Below are 21224 nucleotides of genomic sequence, written 5' to 3' on the forward strand. Positions count from 1 at the left end.
TGAACTGCACCAAAATTGTTAGACACAAACTAACAATGGAGGTGCAGTTTTTTATATGGCTAAATTTACATTTGAGGACAAGTTATGGGCAGTAAAAGAGTATGAAAATGGAAGCCATTCTTATCGTGATATTGCTAAAAAGCTAGGTACGGTTCATAAAACAATTCAAAAGTGGGTAAGCCTCTACAGGGAACATGGAGAGGATTCTTTAAGAAAAAGTTATACAAAATACTCCGCAGCGTTTAAAATGGAGGTACTCAAATATATGGACGATAATTGGGCATCTCTTAATGATACAGCGGTGAAGTTTAAAATTCCTGATCCCTCCATCATTAGAACTTGGAGGAGAACTGTAGAAACAGAAGGAGTAGAAGCCCTATTACCAAAGAAGAAGGGGCGACCTCTCGTGAAAAAAGTAGGAAAAAAGAATGAGCCGACAAATCAAACAAAGGAATCTCTTATCCAAGAAGTCGAACGGTTACGAATGGAGAACGCTTATCTAAAAAAGTTGAATGCCTTAGTTCAGGAACAGGAAAAATTACAAGAAAACTCAAAGCGCAAGTAATTTTTGAACTAAGGGATGAATATAAAGTCGCTGAGCTGATTAAGATTGCGCGGATCAAAAGAAGCACATATTATTATTGGACAAAACGCATGGATTGCCCTGATAAATACGCAAACGTGAAAGAAGCAATACAAGAAATATATCACCAACATAAAGGTCGTTATGGGCACCGTAGAATAAAAAAAGAGCTTGATAAAAAAGGCATGATTCTTGACCCAAAGACTGTCCTAAAGCTAATGAACCAGATGGGGATTAAGTGCCAGGTTCGTATGAAGAAATATAAGTCCTATCGCGGAAATGTAGGGAAAGTTGCGCCTAACGTTCTAAATAGGGATTTCCAAGCCAACAAGCCTAATCAGAAATGGGTAACAGACGTTACAGAGTTCAGCCTTTTCGGACAAAAAGTCTATCTATCTACTATTCTTGATTTGTTCAATAGTGAGGTCATCTCGTACACCATCAAGTCTCGCCCTACTTTTGATTTAGTAGGAGACATGCTTGATCAAGCGTTAGTGGTTTTAGATCCAGAGGATGAGTTAATCCTCCATTCTGATCAAGGATGGCATTATCAGATGGCTAAGTACCAGAAAACTCTTAAAGAAAGGAATATTAAACAAAGCATGTCCCGAAAGGGAAACTGTCTCGATAATGCCGTTATCGAGAACTTCTTTGGTATCCTTAAGACAGAACTCCTCTATCTTCAGGATTTTAAAAGTATTGAGCATTTTGTACAGGAGTTACATGATTATATTTACTACTACAACAATATCCGCATGAAGACAAAGTTAAAAGACCTGAGCCCAGTAGAGTACCGGTCTCAGGTCCAACAGGTTGCTTAAATATAAATGTCTAACTTTTTTGGTTCACTTCATATGCTGTAAGTTTTTACGTTTTTATATACCCATTTGCAATGTTAAAACTTTTGTCATTTTGGCCATAAAATTCAGATAAGCACCTCGAAACGGAACCGTTTTATCCTTTTTGGGAGGCTTTTACTTTTTTAAAAGTGTATTTTTTGTTACAGATACATTATTAATTTTTAGAAAATTTAAAAATTATGTAGCATTTTTAAACTAAAATGAAATAAAATAAAAATAATACCTATGAGGAGGTAAAATATGTATATTAACCGTAGAAAACTATTAAATGAAAAAATGGCACATTTAAAGAATGGGTACTCCACTTACGCAGAATCTCCAGATGTAATAAATGCAATCAAGAAAGAAATACAAGCATTAAACCTTAATGTTTTTGAAGAAGTAACTGAATTAGGCTCATGGTTCATCCCTGTAAAGGTAGAAAGCTAAAAAAGTCGCACACAAATGGAGCGACTTTATTTTTTTAGCTCCATGTTGCAAACATCCCGCAAATCAGCGATGACCTGATCTACCTCTTTCCATGAATAGATAGTAGCTCCAGATGCAAGGGGATGACCACCACCATTATATTTTTTTGCAACTCCGTTAATTACTGGCCCTTTTGAACGTAGACGAACACGAATTTGATTCTTTTCCTCCACGAAAAACACCCATGTCTTAATATTTTCGATATTTCCTAAATTACTTACCAGCTGCGACGCTTCCGAAGGTGTTACATTGTATTCTTTTAGAATATCGTTTGTAATCACCATCCAGCCTACTCCATCTTCGGTAACCTTATAATTCTGATAGACATAGCCACTCAGACGTGCCACATTTTCTTTTGTTTTATATAAATCATCGTAAATTTGAGGAAAATGAAAGCCATATTCAATTAATTCTCCAGCATATGTAAATGTCTTTGGATTTGTATTTGGAAACAGAAAACGACCGGTGTCTCCGACAATTCCAGCAAATAGAAGTCTCGCAGCTTCCTTTGTAAGTGTATATCCTTGTTTTTTCCCTTGTAGGTAAAGCTCATAAATCATTTCACTGCAAGAGCTTGCATTTGTATCAACCCAAATATGATCACCATATGGGTCATCATTTGGGTGATGATCAATTTTGATTAGCTTTTTGCCGCGTTTGTAACGCGTGTCTGAAATCCGACCCTGATTTGCAGTATCGCAAACAATCACTAAGGCGTCTTCATACATTTCATCAGAAATCTGATCCATTTCCTTAAGAAAGAGCAAAGAGGGTTCATCCTCACCAACGACAAATATGTTTTTAGTTGGAAAGGAGGCTTTCAAGATTTCTGCGAGGCCACTTTGTGAACCATATGCATCTGGGTCTGGCCTTACATGGCGATGAATGATAATTGTATCAAATTCCGTTATAGTTTTTAGAATCGTATGAATCATTTTATTTCTCCTTTTCACCTATTTCTTCACATTCTATTCACTAGCATTTTGGATTCGTTCTAAGTTACAATAGAAATAGTAATCTATAATTGGAGGAAGCATCATATGCAAATACTTGTTATGTTAATCATTTTTGCACTTGTATTTTATTTTTATTATAAAACAAAATACTTCCGTACAAGACGTCCAATTGAAAAACAATGGCTTTCAGCGAAATCTAGTATGGCACTTGGACTATTTGTTGCCTTATTCGGTTTAAATGCATACTTCGTTCATCCATCTACAATCTCATATGTAATTGGTACTATCCTTATATTAGTTGGCGGGGGAAGTACATGGGCAGGTTTCCGTGCCTTCAAGCATTATCAGCCATTAGTTATGAAAGAAGCAGAACAACAGTAAGCAAGAAAAAAGACGCGTAATAGCGTCTCTTTTTTTGCCCTTAAAAGATAGAAAGAGTAAAATTCCGTACTAGTTTTCGTTGTCTAGCTCCAGCACCTTTCTTATTTATCTCTCGATTAATTGTGCCATCATCATTGCCTTTCCAACAACGACTCCGCCATTGAAAACTTCAACATCAACCTTACCAAATCGTCTTCCTACCTCTAAAACTCTTGGATGAATTTCCATCATACTATCAATTTGAACAGGCTTCATAAAATAAACCGTCATATTTTCAATAACAAGATCGCCTTTTTTAAAGGATTTAAGTACCCGATTGGCAGCCTCAGTGACAATCGTTGTAAACACACCGTAGGAAATGGTTCCCAAGTAATTTGTCATTTGCGGAGTTACTTCGCATTGATAAATAGCCTCACCATCAGCAGAAACATCCACTAGCTGATTTGTGACAATATCATCTATCGTTTCTCCTACTTGTGGTTGACGGCCAATCATCTGAAGGGCTTTTAAAACATCCTGACGACTAATGATACCTTGTAACCGATTTGATTGATCCACGACAGGAAGCATTTCAATTCCTTCCCAAACCATCATATGAGAAACAGAGGCAACAGATGTTTTTCCATTCACTGTCATTGGGTGTTTTGTCATCACTTTTTCAATGAGCATATTAGGATCCTGTCCCATGATGTCCTTTGCAGTCACCATGCCGACCACCTTTGATTGATGGTCAATAACAGGATAACGTCCGTGCCCTGTTTCAGTATTATGTTCATACCATTTCTCAACCTTATCTGATAGTTGAAGGCTAACTGTCTCCGTTTTCGGGGTTAAAATATCCTCAACCAACACAATTTCCTTTTTTATGAGCTGATCATAAATTGCTCGGTTAATCATTGTTGCAACCGTAAAGGTATCATAACTACTTGAGATAATTGGTAGTTGAAGCTCATCAGCAAGCTTTTTTACTTCATCTTCCGTATCAAACCCACCCGTAATTAATACAGCTGCTCCTGCATTTAATGCATATTCATGAGCCTTTGTACGGTTACCAACAATCAATAGGTTTCCGGCACCTGTATAACGCATCATTGCTTCAAGCTTCATCGCACCAATAACGAATTTATTTAATGTTTTATGTAGACCCGCTTTTCCTCCAAGCACTTGTCCATCGACAATATTGACGACTTCGGCGAAAGTCAACTTCTCAAAGTTTTCTTTCTTCTTTAGTTCAATTCGAATCGTTCCCACACGTTCGATGGTGCTAACATATCCCTTATTTTCGGCGTCTTTGATGGCACGGTAAGCAGTACCCTCACTCACCTTCATATCCTTTGCAATTTGTCGAACTGAAATTTTTTCACCAATCGGAAGTGTGTCAATATACTGTAAAATTTGCTCATGCTTCGTCGCCAAGCTCTTCACCCTCTAATAATCATACTTTATCTATTTCCGTTATTTTCTTAACTCTATTATACGGGTGAAGTATGGTTTAATCAATTTAGTGGTGTTAATCAAATACGCCTCGGCGTATTTGCGCCCAGATTTTTTCGAGCAAGCTCGAAAAGTTACCTTTGAAAATCTGTGGCATCCGCCGGAGGCAAACTACTAACATATTTTCGCAAAATTATGTTAGTAGTTCCGCATTCTTTGTCGACGTTTTGATGACGCTACTTGTGGGTTTGTCATTTTTTGAGCAGATTTTGGATTATACAATAAACCAATTAGATTTCCACTAACTACAATCAAGGCAAAAACGAGCCAGGAAATCGCAAAAATCCCCTCTAAGCCCTCCGCTCCAATCGTTAATCGTGGTACCCCGTAATAAAGTAAAACACCACAAAGTAATAAACATAGTAATAATCTATTATGCATACAATTTCCTCCTTTACCTATGCTTGTATCATTCTATGAAGCAATCATAAAAAAAAGACGCGAAACCTCGCGTCTTGTTACATCTACAATTCAATTGAATCCCCAGCAGATAAAACTTTCCCTTCGGCAGAGGTAAGTCTTGAAACAAATTCATTGGCATCCTGCCTAATCACCGGGAATGTATTATAATGAATCGGCACTATTGTTTTTGCCTTCAGCCATTCAGCCGCAATTAAAGCATCATCTGGTCCCATTGTGAAATTATCACCAATAGGTAAGAAGGCAACATCAATGTCATTCAGTTCACCAATTAATTTCATGTCATAAAACAGTGCGGTGTCCCCTGCATGGTAAATTGTCTTCCCTTCAGCTCTAAACAGAATCCCACCTGGCATTCCCGTATATACTAACTCTTTTTTCTCAGGGATTTCTACACTTGAACCATGGAAAGCAAGAGTAAATTTCACCTTTCCGAAATCAAATTGGTGGGCACCACCAATATGCATCGGATGCACTTTTAACCCCTGCCAGCCCATATAAACAGCGAGTTCATTTGGAGCAACCACTAAACTTGAATTGCGCTTAGCCAGGTCTACTGTGTCCCCAACATGATCTCCGTGTCCATGAGTGAGTAAAATGACATCGACTTTTTCTTCAGCAGCATTTAAGTCTGTATTCGGGTTTCCTGTAATAAATGGGTCAATAATAATCGTCTTTCCACCAGTTTCAATTTTTACTACAGAATGCCCATGATACGATACCTTCATATGTATCTCCCCTTTTCGAAAATTGTATGTAACTCTTTACTATATATCTTCTTTTCAGTTGCTTACTTTCCTTCTTTTTTATACCCTTTTACTAAATAAAACAAACCTTGAATTAATTTTCATATAAGCTTCTCACCTTTCGCTTCAATCAACAAAGTGCTAAAATGAACTGTGTCTTTATTATTCAGAAGGATGTGTCATATATGAATCAACGATTACAACAGCTTTCTAGTTGGTTAAAAGAAAAGGACATTACATGTAGTTTCATTACGTCTACTCCAAATGTATTTTACTTAACAAATTTTTATACGGATCCTCACGAAAGACTTCTCGGTTTATTCGTTTTTCAAGATGAAGAGCCTATCTTAATTTGCCCAAATATGGAGCTCAGCCAAGCACGTCATGCTGGTTGGCAATATGAAATCATCGGATATAGTGATACAGATAATCCATGGGAGCTAATCCAAAAATCACTTTCAAAAAGAAATATAACTGTCTCTACATTAGCTCTTGAAAAAGAGCACTTAACTGTTGATCGGTTTGAGCAGATTCAAACATTATTCCCATCCACCGCTATCGTTTCTGCTGAAGAAAAATTACATTCATTACGTATGATTAAAGATGAAAAGGAGATCTCCATTCTCCAAGAAGCTGCAAAGCTTGCTGATTATGGAGTGGAAATCGGGGTTCAAGCAATCGCTGAAGGTAAAACAGAATTAGATGTGCTTGCAACAATCGAATTTGAGCTAAAGAAAAAAGGAATTCGTCAGATGTCCTTTGATACTATGGTATTAACAGGGCTTAAAACAGCTGCACCACACGGAAAACCTGGACTAGATAAAATCAAAAAAGGTGATTTTGTCCTTTTTGATTTAGGTGTTGTTGTTGATGGATATTGCTCAGACATTACTAGAACTGTCGCATTTGGTGAGATTTCAGATCAACAACGTGAGGTTTATGAAACCGTATTAAAAGCTGAATTAGCAGCTGTTGATGCATGTAAACCAGGAACAAGAGTTGGAGATATCGACAGTAAGGCACGTTCAATTATTTCGAATGCTGGTTATGGAGAATATTTTACACATCGAATTGGTCATGGCCTAGGCATTGATGTTCATGAATTCCCATCCATGAATGAAACGAACGATATGCTTTTACAAAAGGGAATGGTATTCACCATTGAACCAGGAATTTATGTTCCGGAAATTGGTGGCGTTCGAATTGAAGATGATATGATTATCACCGCCGATGGAGCTAATACATTAACTAATTTCCCGAAAGAACTTATCATAAAGTAACAGAGAAAAGGACCCTCCTTGGGTCCTTTTTAATTTATTGCACTTTCTTCTACTTTTTCAAATTTAGAGCACAGGTACTCAAACAGCTTATGGTTAAAATTATCCTGATTACGCACATAATCAAATAAAATATCATATTGATCTTTATTATCCTTTAAACCATTTAACACCTTGAAAAATAGTTCTCTTTGTTCCGAGATAGTATCTACGATTGCCTGATCTTTTTCGTCTTTTTCTTCAAACCGTTTTGAAATGGTTTCATTTTTCACCTCATGATTTTTTAAGGAAGCTATGATTTGGTCAAATTGCTCCTTCACCAGATTCAAATTCTCCGAAACTTTGTTATTAAAGATTTCTTGATTTCGAACAATTTGTCCTAGAATCTCAAGCTGGTCTTTATGCTCCACTTGCTGCTTGGCTGCTGTCTCATTGTATTTTTCCTGTTTCTTCATAAAGCCAACAAATACCTCCAATAAGTTTTTCTGTTCTGTCATCTTTTTCGAGAATTTTTCATTATTCTCCATTTGATTTTGTTCTTGTTTAAAAAATCGGTGCTGTAATCCCTTTTGTTCTTCCGCTAATTTTTTGATTAGCCCTTCATTACTCTTTATATATTCATTAACGGTTTCATTGTATTTCTCCTGCAGTTTTATATGCTCAGTTACAAAGCTTATATAATAGGTTGATTGATTTGGGTTTTCTGGTGCTGTAGTAGTTGGTCGGTGAACAAGTCGGGCTAATGATTCATTATAAAAAACCGATGAACCCATTCTTTTGCACTCCTTTACAATTTAGTAGGCGTATTACTCACTACAAACTTTTTCTTTATCATATTTTTATGCGTAAAAAATGTGACAATGATTAAAGTGCTGGTAAAACAGAAAAAGGATACCTAATAAGAAGGTATCCTGAGACTTTTATCGATTATCTAGTAGTGTTTTTGCATCTGAATAGGAGGTTCCATGTGCTTCAGCAACCGCTTTGTAGGTTACATATCCATCTATCGTATTAATTCCTTTATACAAAGCATCATTTTCCAAACAAGCTTGCTTGAAGCCTTTGTTCGCTATCATCAATGCATATGGAACTGTTACATTTGTTAGTGCAAAGGTTGATGTGCGTGGTACTGCTCCAGGCATGTTCGCGACAGCATAATGGACCACTTCATGTTCGATATAAGTTGGATTATCATGTGTTGTAATCCTGTCGGTGGTTTCAAAAATCCCACCTTGGTCAATCGCAATATCCACGACTACAGAGCCAGGAGCCATTGATTTGATCATTTCTTCCGTTACAAGTTTTGGCGCCTTCGCTCCAGGAATGAGTACTGCACCGATTACAAGATCAGATTCCTTCACAGCTTCTGCAATATTTAGTGGGTTTGACATAAGAGTTGTTACATCTGCTCCAAAAATATCATCAAGCTGGCGAAGACGTTCTGGATTTAAATCGATAACCGTTACCTGCGCTCCAAGACCGACTGCCATCTTAGCAGCATTCGTACCTGCAACTCCTCCACCGATAATCGTCACTTTACCACGATGTACTCCAGGTACACCTGCTAGTAAAATACCTTTACCACCATGTGGCTTCTCTAAAAATTGAGCACCGATTTGCGTTGCCATCCTTCCTGCAACCTCACTCATTGGAGTTAACAACGGAAGAGAACAGTTCGATAGCTGAACCGTTTCATAGGCGAGCCCAATTACTTTGTTCCGGACGAGAGCCTTTGTTAGTTCAGGCTCGGCAGCTAAATGTAAATAAGTAAATAAGAGTAAGTCTTTACGGAAATATTGATACTCCTCTAGCAGAGGTTCTTTTACCTTCATGACCATTTCCGCCCGCCATGCTTCACTTGGTGTATTTACAATAATTGCCCCTGCATCAGCATATTGTTGATCTGTAAATCCAGACCCTGCCCCAGCGTTAGCTTCTATATATACTTCATGGCCGAAGCTTACAAGACTCACAACACCGGCTGGCGTCATTGCAACGCGGTTTTCGTTATTTTTAATCTCCCGAGGTACACCAATACGCATGTAAATACACTCCCTTAAATGTTATCAACGAACATCTATTTCATAAAAACACAAACAATATTACATTAGTCATGAAAACACTTACATAATAGTATTTTTCTACCTAATAATCAAGGAAAAGTTCAATTTTTATTCACGATTATTTTTCTATTAATTCCGTCTTCAGTGCTATAATAATAGTAGAAAGATCATTTCTAAATTTAGGGGGCATTAAAATGCTAGTTTCCTATAAAAAGGTCCTTGTTGCTGTTGATGGTTCAAAGGAAGCAGAATGGGCTTTTAAAAAAGCAATCGATGTTTGTAAGCGGTATCACTCAGAACTCATTATTACTCATGTGATTGACTTAAAACAATTTGCATCAATTGGAGCATACCATCAAAACCTAACAGAGCAATCTGAAAAATTCGGAAAAGAATTACTTAATCGATATGAACAAATCGCTGAAGAATCAGGTATAGAAGATATAGAAACAATACTAGAATACGGATCTCCTAAAATAAAAATTGCAAAAGAAATTGCTCCAAAGCGTCAAGTAGATTTAATTATTTGTGGTGCCACTGGTCTTAATGCTGTCGAACGTTTCCTTTTAGGCAGTGTTTCCGAAAACATCACACGTTATGCAAAATGTGATGTCATGGTTGTACGAACAGAGAAAGAGTAACTTTATTCAGTTGGGATCAATTCCAACTGAATAAAGTTAAAGCCTCCGGCGGTTGCCACGATTTTTCAAAGGCAATTTTTCGGAGCATAGGATCAAAGACTAAGAACGCCACTTCCTAATGTCTTCGTCTTTGTGACCCACATCGTGTGGGCCTAAAAAAATCGGGTGCAAATACGCCAAGGCGTATTTGATTGAGATAGAAAACAAAAAAATCGTGAACATTCACGATTTTTTTGTTTGTTTTATTTTTTGTAAAACCTTATATACTTCTTCAAAACCTGTACCTCCTGCACTCTTACGACGAGCTACAGCAGTTGCAGGTAATAACACTTCATAAATATCTTCTTCAAAGAGTACAGATGACTCTTTAAACACTTCAAGTGGCAAATCTCCTAGGAAAACGCCGCGTTCAATACAAATTAAAACTAGTTTTCCAACAACCTCATGGGCCTCTCTAAACGGTAGTCCCTTAGATGCTAAATAATCCGCAAGCTCTGTCGCATTGGAAAAATCCTTTTTTACGGCTGTTGCCATCGTTTCCGTTTTTACCTTCATAGTTAACACCATTCCAGCAAAAATTTTCAATGATCCTTTTACCGTTTTAACAGTATCAAACATGCCTTCTTTGTCCTCTTGCATATCTTTATTATACGCAAGTGGTGTTCCTTTAAGGACAGTTAATATGCCGAAGAGATTTCCATAAACCCTTCCTGTTTTACCACGGATCAGCTCTGCCATATCAGGATTCTTCTTTTGTGGCATAATACTGCTTCCAGTTGCAAAAGCATCATCCATTTCAATAAAATTAAATTCCTGAGAAGACCAAAGTATTAGCTCTTCACAAAAACGCGAAAGATGCATCATGATCATCGAGCTATTGCTTAAAAACTCAACGATAAAATCTCGGTCACTCACGGCATCAATACTATTTTCATAGATCTTTTCAAATCCTAAAAGCTCTGCACTGTAATAACGATCGATTGGGAAAGTAGTACCAGCTAAGGCACCAGCCCCTAATGGAGACATATTGATTCTTTTTAACGAGTCTGTTAAACGCTCCTTATCGCGTTCAAGCATCCAATAATAAGCCAACAAATGATGGGCAAATGAAATTGGCTGCGCCCTCTGTAAATGTGTATATCCAGGTGCTATCGTTTCAACATGTTGTTCTGCTTGTTCCACGATCGCGTTTTGTAGTTCCTCAACAAGTTCGATAATTTCATCTACTTGTTGCCGTAAGTATAAATGCATATCCGTTGCAACCTGGTCATTTCTGCTTCGCCCTGTATGAAGCTTACCACCGACTTGCCCAATCTCATCAATAAGCATTTTTTCGATATTTAAATGAATATCTTCATTCGCAACAGAGTATTCCAATTCACCATTTTTTGCTTTTTCTAATAAGGTAAGTAACCCTGACTTTATGGCATCTGCTTCTTCCATTGAAACGATTCCGCATTTACCAAGCATTGTAACATGGGCAATACTTCCTTCAATATCTTCCTTTACCAGTTCTTGATCAAAGGAGATTGATGCACCGAACTCATCTACCCATTGTTCCGCACTTTTGGTGAATCTTCCTCCCCAAAGCTTTTTCATACTCCTACCTTCTTGCTATTATTTACAATACTATTCACCTTTGTTGGTAAGCCCCATAATGAAATGAAACCAACTGCAGCATTATGATCAAATTCATCATCTGAAGTATAAGTCGCAAGCTTTTCATCGTATAATGAATTTTCTGATTTACGTCCTTCGACAATTGCGTGACCTTTAAAGAGTTTTACTCGTACTGTTCCATTTACATTTTTTTGTGTTTCTTTTAAGAAACCAAGTAAGGCGTCTTTTAATGGTGAGAACCAAAGTCCATTGTATATTAGTTCAGTAAGCTTTTGCTCGATGACTGGTTTGAAATGTGCCACTTCTTTTACAAGTGTAAGATCTTCGAGCTCTCTATGTGCAGTTATTAAAGTCATTGCACCTGGACACTCATATACTTCACGAGATTTAATCCCAACAAGGCGGTTTTCAACATGGTCGATACGACCTACTCCGTGTTTTCCAGCAATTTGGTTTAATTCAAGAATCAATTCTGATAATGTATATTGCTGACCATTAATTGTTTTTGGTACACCTTGTTCAAAACCAATTTCAATAATGTCAGGTGTATTTGGTGTTTCTTCAAGAGCTGCTGTTAATTCATATGCCTCTTCTGGCGGTGCAGCCCATGGATCTTCTAAAATTCCACACTCATTACTGCGCCCCCAAAGGTTTTGGTCAATTGAAAATGGGCTATCTAAATTAATTGGAATCGGAATATTATGTTGTTTCGCATATTCGATTTCCTCTTCACGTGACCAGCTCCATTCACGAACCGGTGCTAAAACTTCAAGATCTGGATTTAATGCTTTAATTGAAACCTCAAAGCGAACCTGGTCATTTCCTTTTCCAGTACAGCCGTGTGCAACTGCAATTGCATTTTCTTGTTCGGCAACTTCAACAAGTTTTTTTGCAATTAGCGGGCGAGATAATGCAGACACTAACGGATATTTTCCTTCGTAAAGTGTATGTGCTTGTAAAGCAGCAAGCGCATATTCATTAGCAAATTCTTCCTTCGCATCAATGACGTATGAAGATACAGCTCCGACTGTAATGGCTTTATCTTTGATAAATCCTAAGTCTTTTCCTTCACCTACATCTAAACAGCAAGCAACGACATCATACCCTTGCTCCTGTAACCATTTAACTGCAACACTTGTATCTAGACCACCAGAATATGCTAAAACAACTTTATTTTTGCTCATGTTGTATCTCCCTTTCGAATAATAATTCATATATTTTTATATTTATACATTTATAATGTATAACTTTAGCAACTCTTTCTACATTTTTCAATAGTAAAGTGATGAAAATTTAAAAAACTTTTTTCATAGAAAATAAATTAGGGGTATTGTAGAATAGAAGCATGACCTACTAGGAGTGGTAATCATGGGGGCTTATTTTCATTTTGATGAACGACTTGGAATTCTTCTTCCTTCATTAGAAAAGGAATGGGAGGAGTATAAAGAGGAAACCCAGCAGTATATTTTATTTCAATGGGAAAACATCAGGGGACATATCCCAGATCGAATTGCAGAAATTGAAACCGTTATTAATAAAAAACAAGAACAGCTCGGCAATGAGCTTGATTTCGAACGCTCCTGTAAACTAAACAACGAAATCTCTGAGTGTGCCTCCACCATTAATGATTTATGGATTTGGTACAGAATGAACCAAGGAATATCAAAGAAAATACACCAATAGAAAGGGCCTAATCTTAGAGTGATTAGACCCTTTTTAAATCCTTTTTTATTTCACTGACAACGTGACCAAGTTCCGGCAGGATTAATTTTTTCATAGCAAGCTTTACGGCTCCAGAAGAACCTGGTGTTGAAAAAATTGCTGTATCGTTACTAACACCCGCTATTGCTCTTGAAAGAATGGCTGCTGAGCCGATATCCTCCGTATAGCTAAGCATTCGAAACAATTCGCCGAATCCGACTATTTCTTTATCTAATAATTTTGAAACGGTCTCAATTGTCACATCACGTTTTGCAATACCAGTTCCTCCATTTGTTAGAACAACATCAATTTCTTCGTGATTACAGCCTTCACGTATTGCTTTTTCAATATATGCTTCTACGTCCTTCACGATTTTATAGTCTAAGACCTTAAAACCACTTTCTTCAAGTAATGTAATCATGAGTTGACCACTTTTATCTGTTTCTTTTGTTCTTGTATCACTTATCGTAATGACTTTGCATGTGACTGAGTTTGGTGTAGCTTGCTTATGTTCCTGGACACTCATATCTTATGACTCCTTTTCTTTCAAAAAGCGAAGACGGTAATAATTATGGGCAAAATCACTGACCTGTCTTGTTAGTTGATAATTCATACCAGCACCAATCGCCATACTGATTAGAGGAATCCCTTGAATCATACGCTTACGTAGGACTGAGATTGCGACTGCTTTTACAATATGCTTTAATGGTAGCTCAAGCCAAGTTTCATCAGTTAATTCCTCAGATCCATTATAAAAGTATTGGTTCTGATTGGTCACGTCCGCATCATTGATAAGTGCATCCCATCCCTGATATCTCATGCGTTTAGGCAATGTAGCAGCATGAAATACCTTTAAAGATGTCATCATTTCATATGGTGTATTTACTTCATAACCATACGTCATCGCAATTAATTGCACAACACGAAGATTGAGGATGGTAATCGCAGGTATATCCGTTCCGAGTAGAAGAAGTCCCCCTGTACCAGACAAGCCTCCGTGTGCAAAAGAATAAAGGCGATGCTTCGCAATCTGGTTTTCGGTTAGGTATGAAAGCTCGTCAATCGTGAGATCTTTCAAATCAGATATATCGTCAATGTCCTGGTTAAAAATTCTTGCCGAACGGATAAGCCTCTCCCTTGCATCGACTTGAAATTGTGAGCCTTGAAGTATCGCATGTAAATGAAATAGCCAATTATCTAGTTTTGAAAAAAACTCGGTCCGGACATTCTCTGGAATAAGACCTAACGAGTTTTCAAGCCATTTGTCATAGGTCATTTCAAAATCTGTTTGTTCATGATGCATTTGGTCTGACCATTTATCAATCTCGTTTAAAACCTTTAATTCCCGTTCTGTATATCCCATATTCATCCTCCGTTTCCAACTTTCGCTATGTGTATTATACCACAATGTTGTTGTAGAAAAATCCTGACCCTTTTTAGCAAATAAAAAAGACAAACCCATTAAGAGTTTGTCCCAACTTCATTTATTTTGTTAAACGCATTACATCACGAGCGATCATGACTTCCTCGTCTGTAGGAATGATAATAACTTTTACTGGTGAGTGTGGATAGCTAATAAATGCTTCCTTTCCTCTTACCTTATTTAAAGTTGGATCCCAATAAACACCCATGAACTCTAGACCAGTTAGTACTCTTGCACGAATGGTGTCACTGTTTTCTCCAATACCTGCTGTGAAAATGATCGCATCCACACCATGCATACGTGCTGCGTAAGAACCAATGTATTTATGAATTCTGCTAGCAAAAACTTCTAGTGCTAGTTTGGCACGGCTGTTTCCTTGATCTGCTTGCTCCTGAAGATCACGCAAGTCACTTGAGAATCCAGAAACACCCAGCATTCCACTTTCTTTGTTTAACACATCTAGCACTTCATCAGCTGTTTTCCCTGTTTTCTCCATGATAAATGGAATTAATGCAGGGTCAATATTTCCTGAGCGTGTTCCCATAGTTACACCAGCAAGCGGTGTAAAGCCCATGGAAGTATCAATGGATTTTCCGCCTTCAATTGCAGCGATACTAGCACCATTTCCAAGATGGCATGACAATAGGCGTAGCTCTTCTAAAGGCCTGCCTAAAAGTTCTGCTGCACGTTGTGATACATACTTATGGGATGTTCCATGAAATCCATACTTTCTAATTCCAAAGTCTTTATAATAATCATAAGGTAGACTATATAAAAATGACTTCTCAGGCATTGATTGGTGAAAGGCTGTGTCGAATACGGCTACTGCTGGAACATTTGGTAATACTTCATGAAAAGCTCTGATTCCCGTAATATTGGCTGGGTTATGCAATGGCGCTAATTCGGATAGCCTGTCTATTTCTGCTAAAACCTCATCGGTAATGACAACTGAGTCAGCAAAGGATTCACCACCGTGTACAACCCGATGCCCGATACCATCGATTTCATCTAAGGATTTGATAATACCTAATTCAGTTAGTTTATTTAGTAATATTTTTACAGCAACAGCATGATCCGGAAGTTCAGTTTCTGTTGTTATCTTTTCGTCATTTACTGAAATTGTAAAAATCCCTTTTTCAAGTCCAATTCTTTCAAAAATTCCTTTAGTAATAACTTCTTCACTCGGCATTTCAAATAATTGAAATTTTAGTGAAGAACTTCCTGCATTTATGGCAATGATTTTCGACATATCGTCCGCTCCTTTGTTTAAATCACTTTTTATATGTAAATTTTCGTTCAACATTATTCTATGCAAAACGACAAGGTTTCATAGATGCCTTATTCATTTAAACATCGGGGCAAAAACTTTTCAAGGAGTATGCTGATTTGGTACCGTTTTCGCCATAATGTTCCTATATTCAGATAATAGAAAGCGTTATTATTCAAAAGCTAGCATTAGAATGGCAACAGGTACGCTATCTCCTGGTTTTATCCAGACGCGTGCCTCTTTACGCTTTTCACGGGTACACATTCTCCTAATTTTATCTAGTTACATACCTCTATTCTCTCTTTACAAGTAGTTACACATTGAAAATGGGGTGAAATTCTATATTTTTATTAAACAAAAAAGAGACCTATTTTCTAGGTCTCCATATATCAAATTAGTTTTTTTCGTGTGTAAACCAATCATCAATTTGTTTAATAATGTCTGACATAGCTGCCTGATTTGAAAACTTCGGTAGGTTGGCAAATAGGGCTTGCTTTGGTGCTTTCACTTCAGGTCCTTTTTTCTGGATCATAAAAATACTTTTAGCTGCTTTTTCATTTTTAAACAAGGACAGAGGCAGCTGAATCATTCCTTGAATGACAGAGTGCTCTTTAAGAAAAGTATTTAATTCCTTTGCATACTCACTTGTAAATAAGTGATTCGGCACTAGGAAAAATAAATAGCCACCTGCTTTTGTATATTTAAGACTTTGTTCAATAAAAAGATGGTGAGCATAAGAATGACCTTCTTTAGCTCGAAGTTCAAAGCTTGCAGCCCCAAGGTCATTTGGGTAATACCCGACAGGTAAATCGCAGACCACTACGTCCATAGGGTCTATGTATAGCGGCTGTAGACTGTCTTGGTTATAGAATTGAATAGAATGCTGCTGTAAGTTCGCACTCACATATGCTACTTTAACTAAGAGGTCGTCCACATCAATTCCATATGCCTTAATTTCTTTCGATTGATTTTGATTAAGTACGGTTGTCAATAGATTTGCAGTCCCAACAGCCGGATCAAAAATGCTGAATCCGTTCCAGCCTTCGGTAAATTTTGAGACGAGGTAGCCCATAAAGATCGAAACTGCGTCTGGTGTCATTTCGTGGTTCGCCTGGGTTGCTTCCTTCATTCCTTTTAGCGAGGCAAGCTGGTAGGCCTTACGAATTTCCTCAACTGAACATTGATTTAGGTTGATATGAGTGTATTCTTTTTCAATACGCTTTTTCGATAGTTCACTTAATTCTTCTTGTAGGATGGTGTTTTGGAAAAGGTTTTCACCTGTTTCTGCAACTGCCTCTAGGTATGTACATGATAATTCTTCTTGAAGAATTGTTGCTGTGTTGTCAATAACGGTAAATAGTTTTTCAACTGCAGATATTTGTGCCATTGCGATAACTCCTTTTTCGTCCTCTTTACATATCCCTCTATTGTAAAAGAAATTTCTATCTAGTTCAATAAGGTTAAAAAAAGAACCCCAATCTTAATTGGGATTCCCTTAATATACTATCTTAATTTGCTGCCTTTGCTGCTTCTAATGCTGCTTCATAGTTTGGATGGTTTGTTGCTTCACTTACATACTCAACATATGTAACTGTGTCGTTGCTGTCTATCACGAATACGGCACGAGCCAATAAGCGTAGTTCTTGAATGGCTACACCATATGCTTCTCCGAAAGAAAGATCACGATGGTCGGAAAGAGTTTGAACATTTTCAATACCGTTTGCACCACACCAACGCTTTTGTGCAAATGGCAAATCAACACTTACTGTTAAGATTTTAACATTACCTAAACCAGCTGCCTCTTCATTAAAACGACGAGTTTCTGCATCACATACACCTGTATCAAGTGATGGTACAGAAGCGATTAATCTAACAGAACCTTTTGAGTCTGCAAGTGAAACTTCCGATAAATCATTTGCTAATACAGTAAAATCAGGAGCCTTGTCCCCAACCTTTACTTCATTCCCCAATAAAGTGACTGGATTGTTTTTAAATGTGATATTTGCCATTTTCCAAAATCCTCCTTAAATTTATATGTACAGTGTAAATGATATATTTAATTCCAGAGGATTGCAATGAATTCGAATGAAAAAAGCGAATCAAATGCGCTTGGCGTATTTGCGCTCAGATGTTAGCCCGATAGGAAGTGGGTCATAAAGACGTTGCCACAGTGTGGCGTTTTTAATCTTTGATCTTATGCGAGATACAGTGAAACTTCAATCTGTGGATGTCCTCCATGAGGGCTTAGTACTAGGTAATGCTGGAAAAATTACCATTGAAAATCGCATGTCTCCGACGGAGGTTTTTATTTTAATCAGCACGGGTTCAAGTAAAAAAGAGTCAACTGTAAGACAGCTAACTCTATCATTACTTATATATCGAAATCAGGTTGTTTCTGTTGATTTTGGTGATCTTGATTATTCTTTTTTAACATTTGTTGGATTTTGTCAACAGCCTGTGGTGCAAGCTCAAGCAGTTTTTCAAATAAATGAGTGCTCTCATCAAGATGAAGCATTTTAACACCATTTGCGCTTACTATTAAAAAGGCGATTGGTGTAATCGAAACTCCACCACCACTTCCTCCACCGAATGGTAGTTTAGATCCTTGTTGTTGCTGTTGGTCTCCACCACCACTATTGCTATCTTTTCCACCCTCACCTTGTCCCTTGAACTCACTACCTCCTGCAGCAAATCCAAAGCCAACTTTTGAGACCGTTAAAATAACGCTCCCATCAGGCGTTTCAACAGGATCACCGATAATTGTATTCACATCAATCATTTGTTTTAAATTTTCCATTGCGGTCTTCATTAGACCCTGTATTGGATGATCTGACATTATACATTCCTCCTGGCTTTTCAAACTGATTTTTTATCCGAATCGGCTTTATTTAGCTTTGAGAGAGACTGGGATTTAAATTTCGGCATGCCCCCTCGCCACCTTTTAATCGCCTTGATTCCTGCTACCATAGCATACCCGATTCGAAAATGAATCATGCATTTTAACCTTGTTTCGGAAACGGCTACCTGGAATGAGGGAGTAATTGAATAATCAGGATTAGTTTTTAGGTTAAGATAATGGCTGATCACTCCGACAATCGTCCCTTTGATAGACCACCCAAGTCCGGTGATAATCCCTGTATGGGCGGCATCTCCAACCCCAATATGCGAATGCCATTCGAATTTAGAAACTGTAATTTTCTCAAAAAAATGTTTAAGAATTGGAACCAGATCAGTAACCCGTTGTAGGATTTCTTTTGTATCATGGAGATTCTCTAATAAATTTTTAACAGAGAATTTCTCTTTTTGCTTTTTCTTATTTGTGGCTATGTTTGCTTTCTTTTCTTTTTTGAACACAATGCTTGGCGTTTCTTTATCAATTGCAACCATTGGGACATTAAGGGTATATTTAATCAGTCCAAACCAAATGCTGAATTTAATCTTAATATGGTCATCGTCCTGTGAGTGATTTACTTCAATAAAAATTGTTAGCCTTGTTATCACAATTAAAAGGATAAGAAGGACTAGGAATAATAAAATGAATAATAGCCATTTCACGACACTCACACCCTTTCAATGTTTCATTATCACCTACTAGATTGTAAAAAATACATAAAAAGGTATAGTTTGGTAATATGAATCCATAAAAAAAAGAGTGCCCTAGGGACACCCTTACTCTTTAGCATGTATTACAGTTGTATCTGACAAAAGGTCGTGAATTCCTTGTTTTTTTGGAAGAAAAGCAACGATAATATAACCGATAAAAAAGAGCTTTGAGATATATCGACCAAAAAACTCCCTAAACAGAACTGTCATCCAGGTTAGAGATTGTCCGTCAAGTGATACAACCTTTATACCAAACACCATTTTCCCCAATGTTTGGTTAAAAAACTTTGTCATCAACACAAAATATAAATAAAAAACAACAGCAGTTGCAATTGATGCTCCGCTAAACATATTACTTTCAGATAATGGTATATCTAGTGCCCTAAAGGCTGGATAGATCAAGATCCGATTAATACTTCCGATGACAACTAAGTCTAATAAATATGCCCAAAACCGCATCCAAAAGCCTGCATAGCGTGGCTTATCTTGCACAACTGGTTCAGCTGTATGTTCGTGTACATGATTACTTCCCTGTACTCCTTCATGTGTAAGATCCATATTCAAGTTAGTCCCCCCTATTCTGCGTACAAGTACATCATTCTAGGTGAATTTGGCTGTGATAAAAGATGAACTAATGTTGCCATTTCAAAGTCATCACTAAATAATTTTTTCGCACTCATAGAAAATAGGGATCCAAAACCAAAATTAGTCTCATACTCAACGACGTTAATTTTTCCAAGATCGTAATCCTGTTTCATGGCTTCAACCGTATCCTCAAAGTAGCCTAATTCGTCAATTAGATGATTTTCCTTAGCTTGCCTACCATCATAGATACGTCCATCTGCAATACTTCTTACGTCTGACTCAGACATATTACGTCCCTCTGCGATTACATCGACAAATCCCTGATATGCATTATCGACCATTGTTTGCATAATATTTCTTTCTTCTTCTGTCATTTCCCTGCTTGGAGACATGATATCCTTATATTGGCCACTTTTGATGGTTTCAAATTTTACACCATATTTTTCAGCTAGACCACTATAATTTATCCCTTGCATGATAACCCCTAGTGAACCTGTCATGGTGTCAGGTGTAGCAAATATCTTGTCTGCTGGAGCAGAAATATAATAGCCACCAGAAGCTGCCATAGCCCCCATTGACACATAGATTGGTTTTTCTGTTGCTTCTTTAAAATCCGTTAGTTTTCTATGTATTTCCGCACTTTCGACAACTCCGCCGCCTGGTGAATTAACTTTTAGAATAATTCCCTTCACCGTTTTATCCTTTTCTGCCTTCTCAATCATTTTTAAAAATGTCTGATGTTGGTAGCCGGCTGTTTGGAAAAAGGAAGTTACATCCTCACCTGTATCCTGAATCACTCCATTAACAGATAAAACGAGAATCTTATCCATTCCTTTTCCTTCGATTACAACTTTTTCGAGAAAATCTTCATTTGAAGATGCTAGAAATTCATCTGAAAAACTATTAAAGTTTTTCGAGGCTAAATTTGTTGCGAAATTAAAAAAGATCGAAAATACAAATATGACTGCAGCAATTCCTAACGCTGCCCACCGTTTCCCACTCATTTCTTTTCCTCCTACATAGATGGATACTGAATCAAATGCGCCTTGGCGTGTTTGCGCCCAGATTTTTTAGGCCCACACGATGTGGGTCACAAAGACGTTGCCACATGAAGTGGCGTTCTTAGTCTTTGATCT

Annotated in this window: 23 protein-coding genes; 6 read left to right on the forward strand and 17 right to left on the reverse strand. The window is 37.4% G+C overall.

The window, feature by feature from the left end:
* The first annotated feature begins 55 nt into the window (after positions 1-55).
* Both V7097_RS18165 and V7097_RS18170 read left to right on the forward strand, forming a co-directional pair.
* Positions 56-1404 (forward strand): IS3 family transposase gene (locus V7097_RS18165; protein WP_335705054.1). Its coding sequence is split into 2 segments (ribosomal slippage): positions 56-500 and positions 500-1404, totalling 1350 coding nucleotides; the frame shifts between segments, so codons are not numbered across the junction.
* A 279-nt stretch (positions 1405-1683) separates the two neighbouring features.
* Positions 1684-1872, forward strand: a complete 189-nt coding sequence (locus tag V7097_RS18170; RefSeq protein WP_335705055.1) for a hypothetical protein — start codon at positions 1684-1686, stop codon at positions 1870-1872.
* Positions 1873-1898: 26 nt separating this feature from the next.
* Here the strand turns inward: V7097_RS18170 and V7097_RS18175 are convergent, their stop codons facing one another.
* Positions 1899-2846, reverse strand: a complete 948-nt coding sequence (locus V7097_RS18175) for a DHH family phosphoesterase (RefSeq protein WP_335705056.1) — start codon at positions 2844-2846, stop codon at positions 1899-1901.
* 105 nt (positions 2847-2951) lie between these two features.
* Here V7097_RS18175 and V7097_RS18180 point away from each other — a divergent pair, with 105 nt between their 5' ends.
* Positions 2952-3248, forward strand: a complete 297-nt coding sequence (locus V7097_RS18180) for a YtpI family protein (RefSeq protein ID WP_335705057.1) — start codon at positions 2952-2954, stop codon at positions 3246-3248.
* A gap of 105 nt (positions 3249-3353) precedes the next feature.
* On the opposite strand, the gene V7097_RS18185 is transcribed toward V7097_RS18180, so the two are convergent.
* From V7097_RS18185 to V7097_RS18195, 3 genes are all read right to left on the reverse strand, one after another.
* On the reverse strand, positions 3354-4664 hold the full coding sequence (locus V7097_RS18185; RefSeq protein ID WP_335705058.1) for a CBS domain-containing protein: 1311 nt from the start codon (positions 4662-4664) through the stop codon (positions 3354-3356).
* 216 nt (positions 4665-4880) lie between these two features.
* Positions 4881-5123, reverse strand: a complete 243-nt coding sequence (locus tag V7097_RS18190) for a hypothetical protein (protein WP_335705059.1) — start codon at positions 5121-5123, stop codon at positions 4881-4883.
* Between the two features lie 83 nt (positions 5124-5206).
* Positions 5207-5890 (reverse strand): metal-dependent hydrolase, encoded by a 684-nt coding sequence (locus tag V7097_RS18195; RefSeq protein WP_335705060.1) that lies wholly within the window; start codon positions 5888-5890, stop codon positions 5207-5209.
* A gap of 203 nt (positions 5891-6093) precedes the next feature.
* On the opposite strand from V7097_RS18195, the gene V7097_RS18200 reads away from it, so the two are divergent.
* Positions 6094-7188: a M24 family metallopeptidase gene (locus V7097_RS18200; RefSeq protein ID WP_335705061.1), complete on the forward strand. Its 1095-nt coding sequence runs from the start codon at positions 6094-6096 to the stop codon at positions 7186-7188.
* 29 nt (positions 7189-7217) lie between these two features.
* On the opposite strand, the gene V7097_RS18205 is transcribed toward V7097_RS18200, so the two are convergent.
* Together V7097_RS18205 and ald are read right to left on the reverse strand one after the other, a co-directional pair.
* Positions 7218-7958, reverse strand: a complete 741-nt coding sequence (locus V7097_RS18205; RefSeq protein WP_335705062.1) for a hypothetical protein — start codon at positions 7956-7958, stop codon at positions 7218-7220.
* A gap of 147 nt (positions 7959-8105) precedes the next feature.
* Positions 8106-9227, reverse strand: a complete 1122-nt coding sequence (gene ald, locus V7097_RS18210; RefSeq protein ID WP_335705063.1) for an alanine dehydrogenase — start codon at positions 9225-9227, stop codon at positions 8106-8108.
* A 215-nt stretch (positions 9228-9442) separates the two neighbouring features.
* On the opposite strand from ald, the gene V7097_RS18215 reads away from it, so the two are divergent.
* Positions 9443-9889 carry a universal stress protein gene (locus tag V7097_RS18215; protein WP_335705064.1) on the forward strand — a complete coding sequence of 149 codons (447 nt, stop codon included), beginning with the start codon at positions 9443-9445 and terminating at the stop codon, positions 9887-9889.
* Positions 9890-10111: 222 nt separating this feature from the next.
* On the opposite strand, the gene argH is transcribed toward V7097_RS18215, so the two are convergent.
* Together argH and V7097_RS18225 are read right to left on the reverse strand one after the other, a co-directional pair.
* The gene (gene argH, locus V7097_RS18220) at positions 10112-11488 is read right to left on the reverse strand and encodes an argininosuccinate lyase (protein WP_335705065.1); all 1377 of its coding nucleotides are present in this window, start codon (positions 11486-11488) and stop codon (positions 10112-10114) included.
* A complete protein-coding gene (locus V7097_RS18225) occupies positions 11485-12693 on the reverse strand; it encodes an argininosuccinate synthase (RefSeq protein WP_335705066.1) in 1209 nt (402 codons plus the stop codon). The genes argH and V7097_RS18225 overlap by 4 nt, the downstream gene beginning before the upstream one ends.
* Before the next feature lie 184 nt (positions 12694-12877).
* On the opposite strand from V7097_RS18225, the gene V7097_RS18230 reads away from it, so the two are divergent.
* On the forward strand, positions 12878-13192 hold the full coding sequence (locus tag V7097_RS18230; protein ID WP_335705067.1) for a hypothetical protein: 315 nt from the start codon (positions 12878-12880) through the stop codon (positions 13190-13192).
* A gap of 22 nt (positions 13193-13214) precedes the next feature.
* Here the strand turns inward: V7097_RS18230 and V7097_RS18235 are convergent, their stop codons facing one another.
* The 9 genes from V7097_RS18235 to sppA form a co-directional block, all read right to left on the reverse strand.
* Positions 13215-13736 carry a MogA/MoaB family molybdenum cofactor biosynthesis protein gene (locus tag V7097_RS18235; RefSeq protein ID WP_335705068.1) on the reverse strand — a complete coding sequence of 174 codons (522 nt, stop codon included), beginning with the start codon at positions 13734-13736 and terminating at the stop codon, positions 13215-13217.
* Positions 13737-13739: 3 nt separating this feature from the next.
* Positions 13740-14573, reverse strand: a complete 834-nt coding sequence (locus V7097_RS18240; protein ID WP_335705069.1) for an EcsC family protein — start codon at positions 14571-14573, stop codon at positions 13740-13742.
* A gap of 121 nt (positions 14574-14694) precedes the next feature.
* The gene (locus V7097_RS18245; protein WP_335705070.1) at positions 14695-15882 is read right to left on the reverse strand and encodes an acetate kinase; all 1188 of its coding nucleotides are present in this window, start codon (positions 15880-15882) and stop codon (positions 14695-14697) included.
* 412 nt (positions 15883-16294) lie between these two features.
* Entirely contained in the window at positions 16295-17287 is a 993-nt protein-coding gene (locus V7097_RS18250; RefSeq protein ID WP_335705071.1) for a class I SAM-dependent methyltransferase, read from the reverse strand.
* A 121-nt stretch (positions 17288-17408) separates the two neighbouring features.
* Positions 17409-17909: a thiol peroxidase gene (gene tpx / locus V7097_RS18255; RefSeq protein ID WP_335705072.1), complete on the reverse strand. Its 501-nt coding sequence runs from the start codon at positions 17907-17909 to the stop codon at positions 17409-17411.
* Between the two features lie 362 nt (positions 17910-18271).
* Entirely contained in the window at positions 18272-18736 is a 465-nt protein-coding gene (gene ytfJ, locus V7097_RS18260) for a GerW family sporulation protein (protein WP_335705073.1), read from the reverse strand.
* Positions 18737-18756: 20 nt separating this feature from the next.
* Positions 18757-19455, reverse strand: a complete 699-nt coding sequence (locus V7097_RS18265; RefSeq protein WP_335705074.1) for a DUF2953 domain-containing protein — start codon at positions 19453-19455, stop codon at positions 18757-18759.
* 114 nt (positions 19456-19569) lie between these two features.
* Positions 19570-20061: an RDD family protein gene (locus V7097_RS18270; RefSeq protein ID WP_438824252.1), complete on the reverse strand. Its 492-nt coding sequence runs from the start codon at positions 20059-20061 to the stop codon at positions 19570-19572.
* Between the two features lie 17 nt (positions 20062-20078).
* Positions 20079-21092, reverse strand: coding sequence for a signal peptide peptidase SppA (gene sppA / locus V7097_RS18275; RefSeq protein ID WP_335705076.1), 1014 nt, complete (start codon positions 21090-21092; stop codon positions 20079-20081).
* Positions 21093-21224 lie beyond the last annotated feature (132 nt).

Source organism: Bacillus sp. JJ1562, assembly GCF_036962705.1.
GTDB lineage: Bacteria > Bacillota > Bacilli > Bacillales > Bacillaceae_L > Ferdinandcohnia.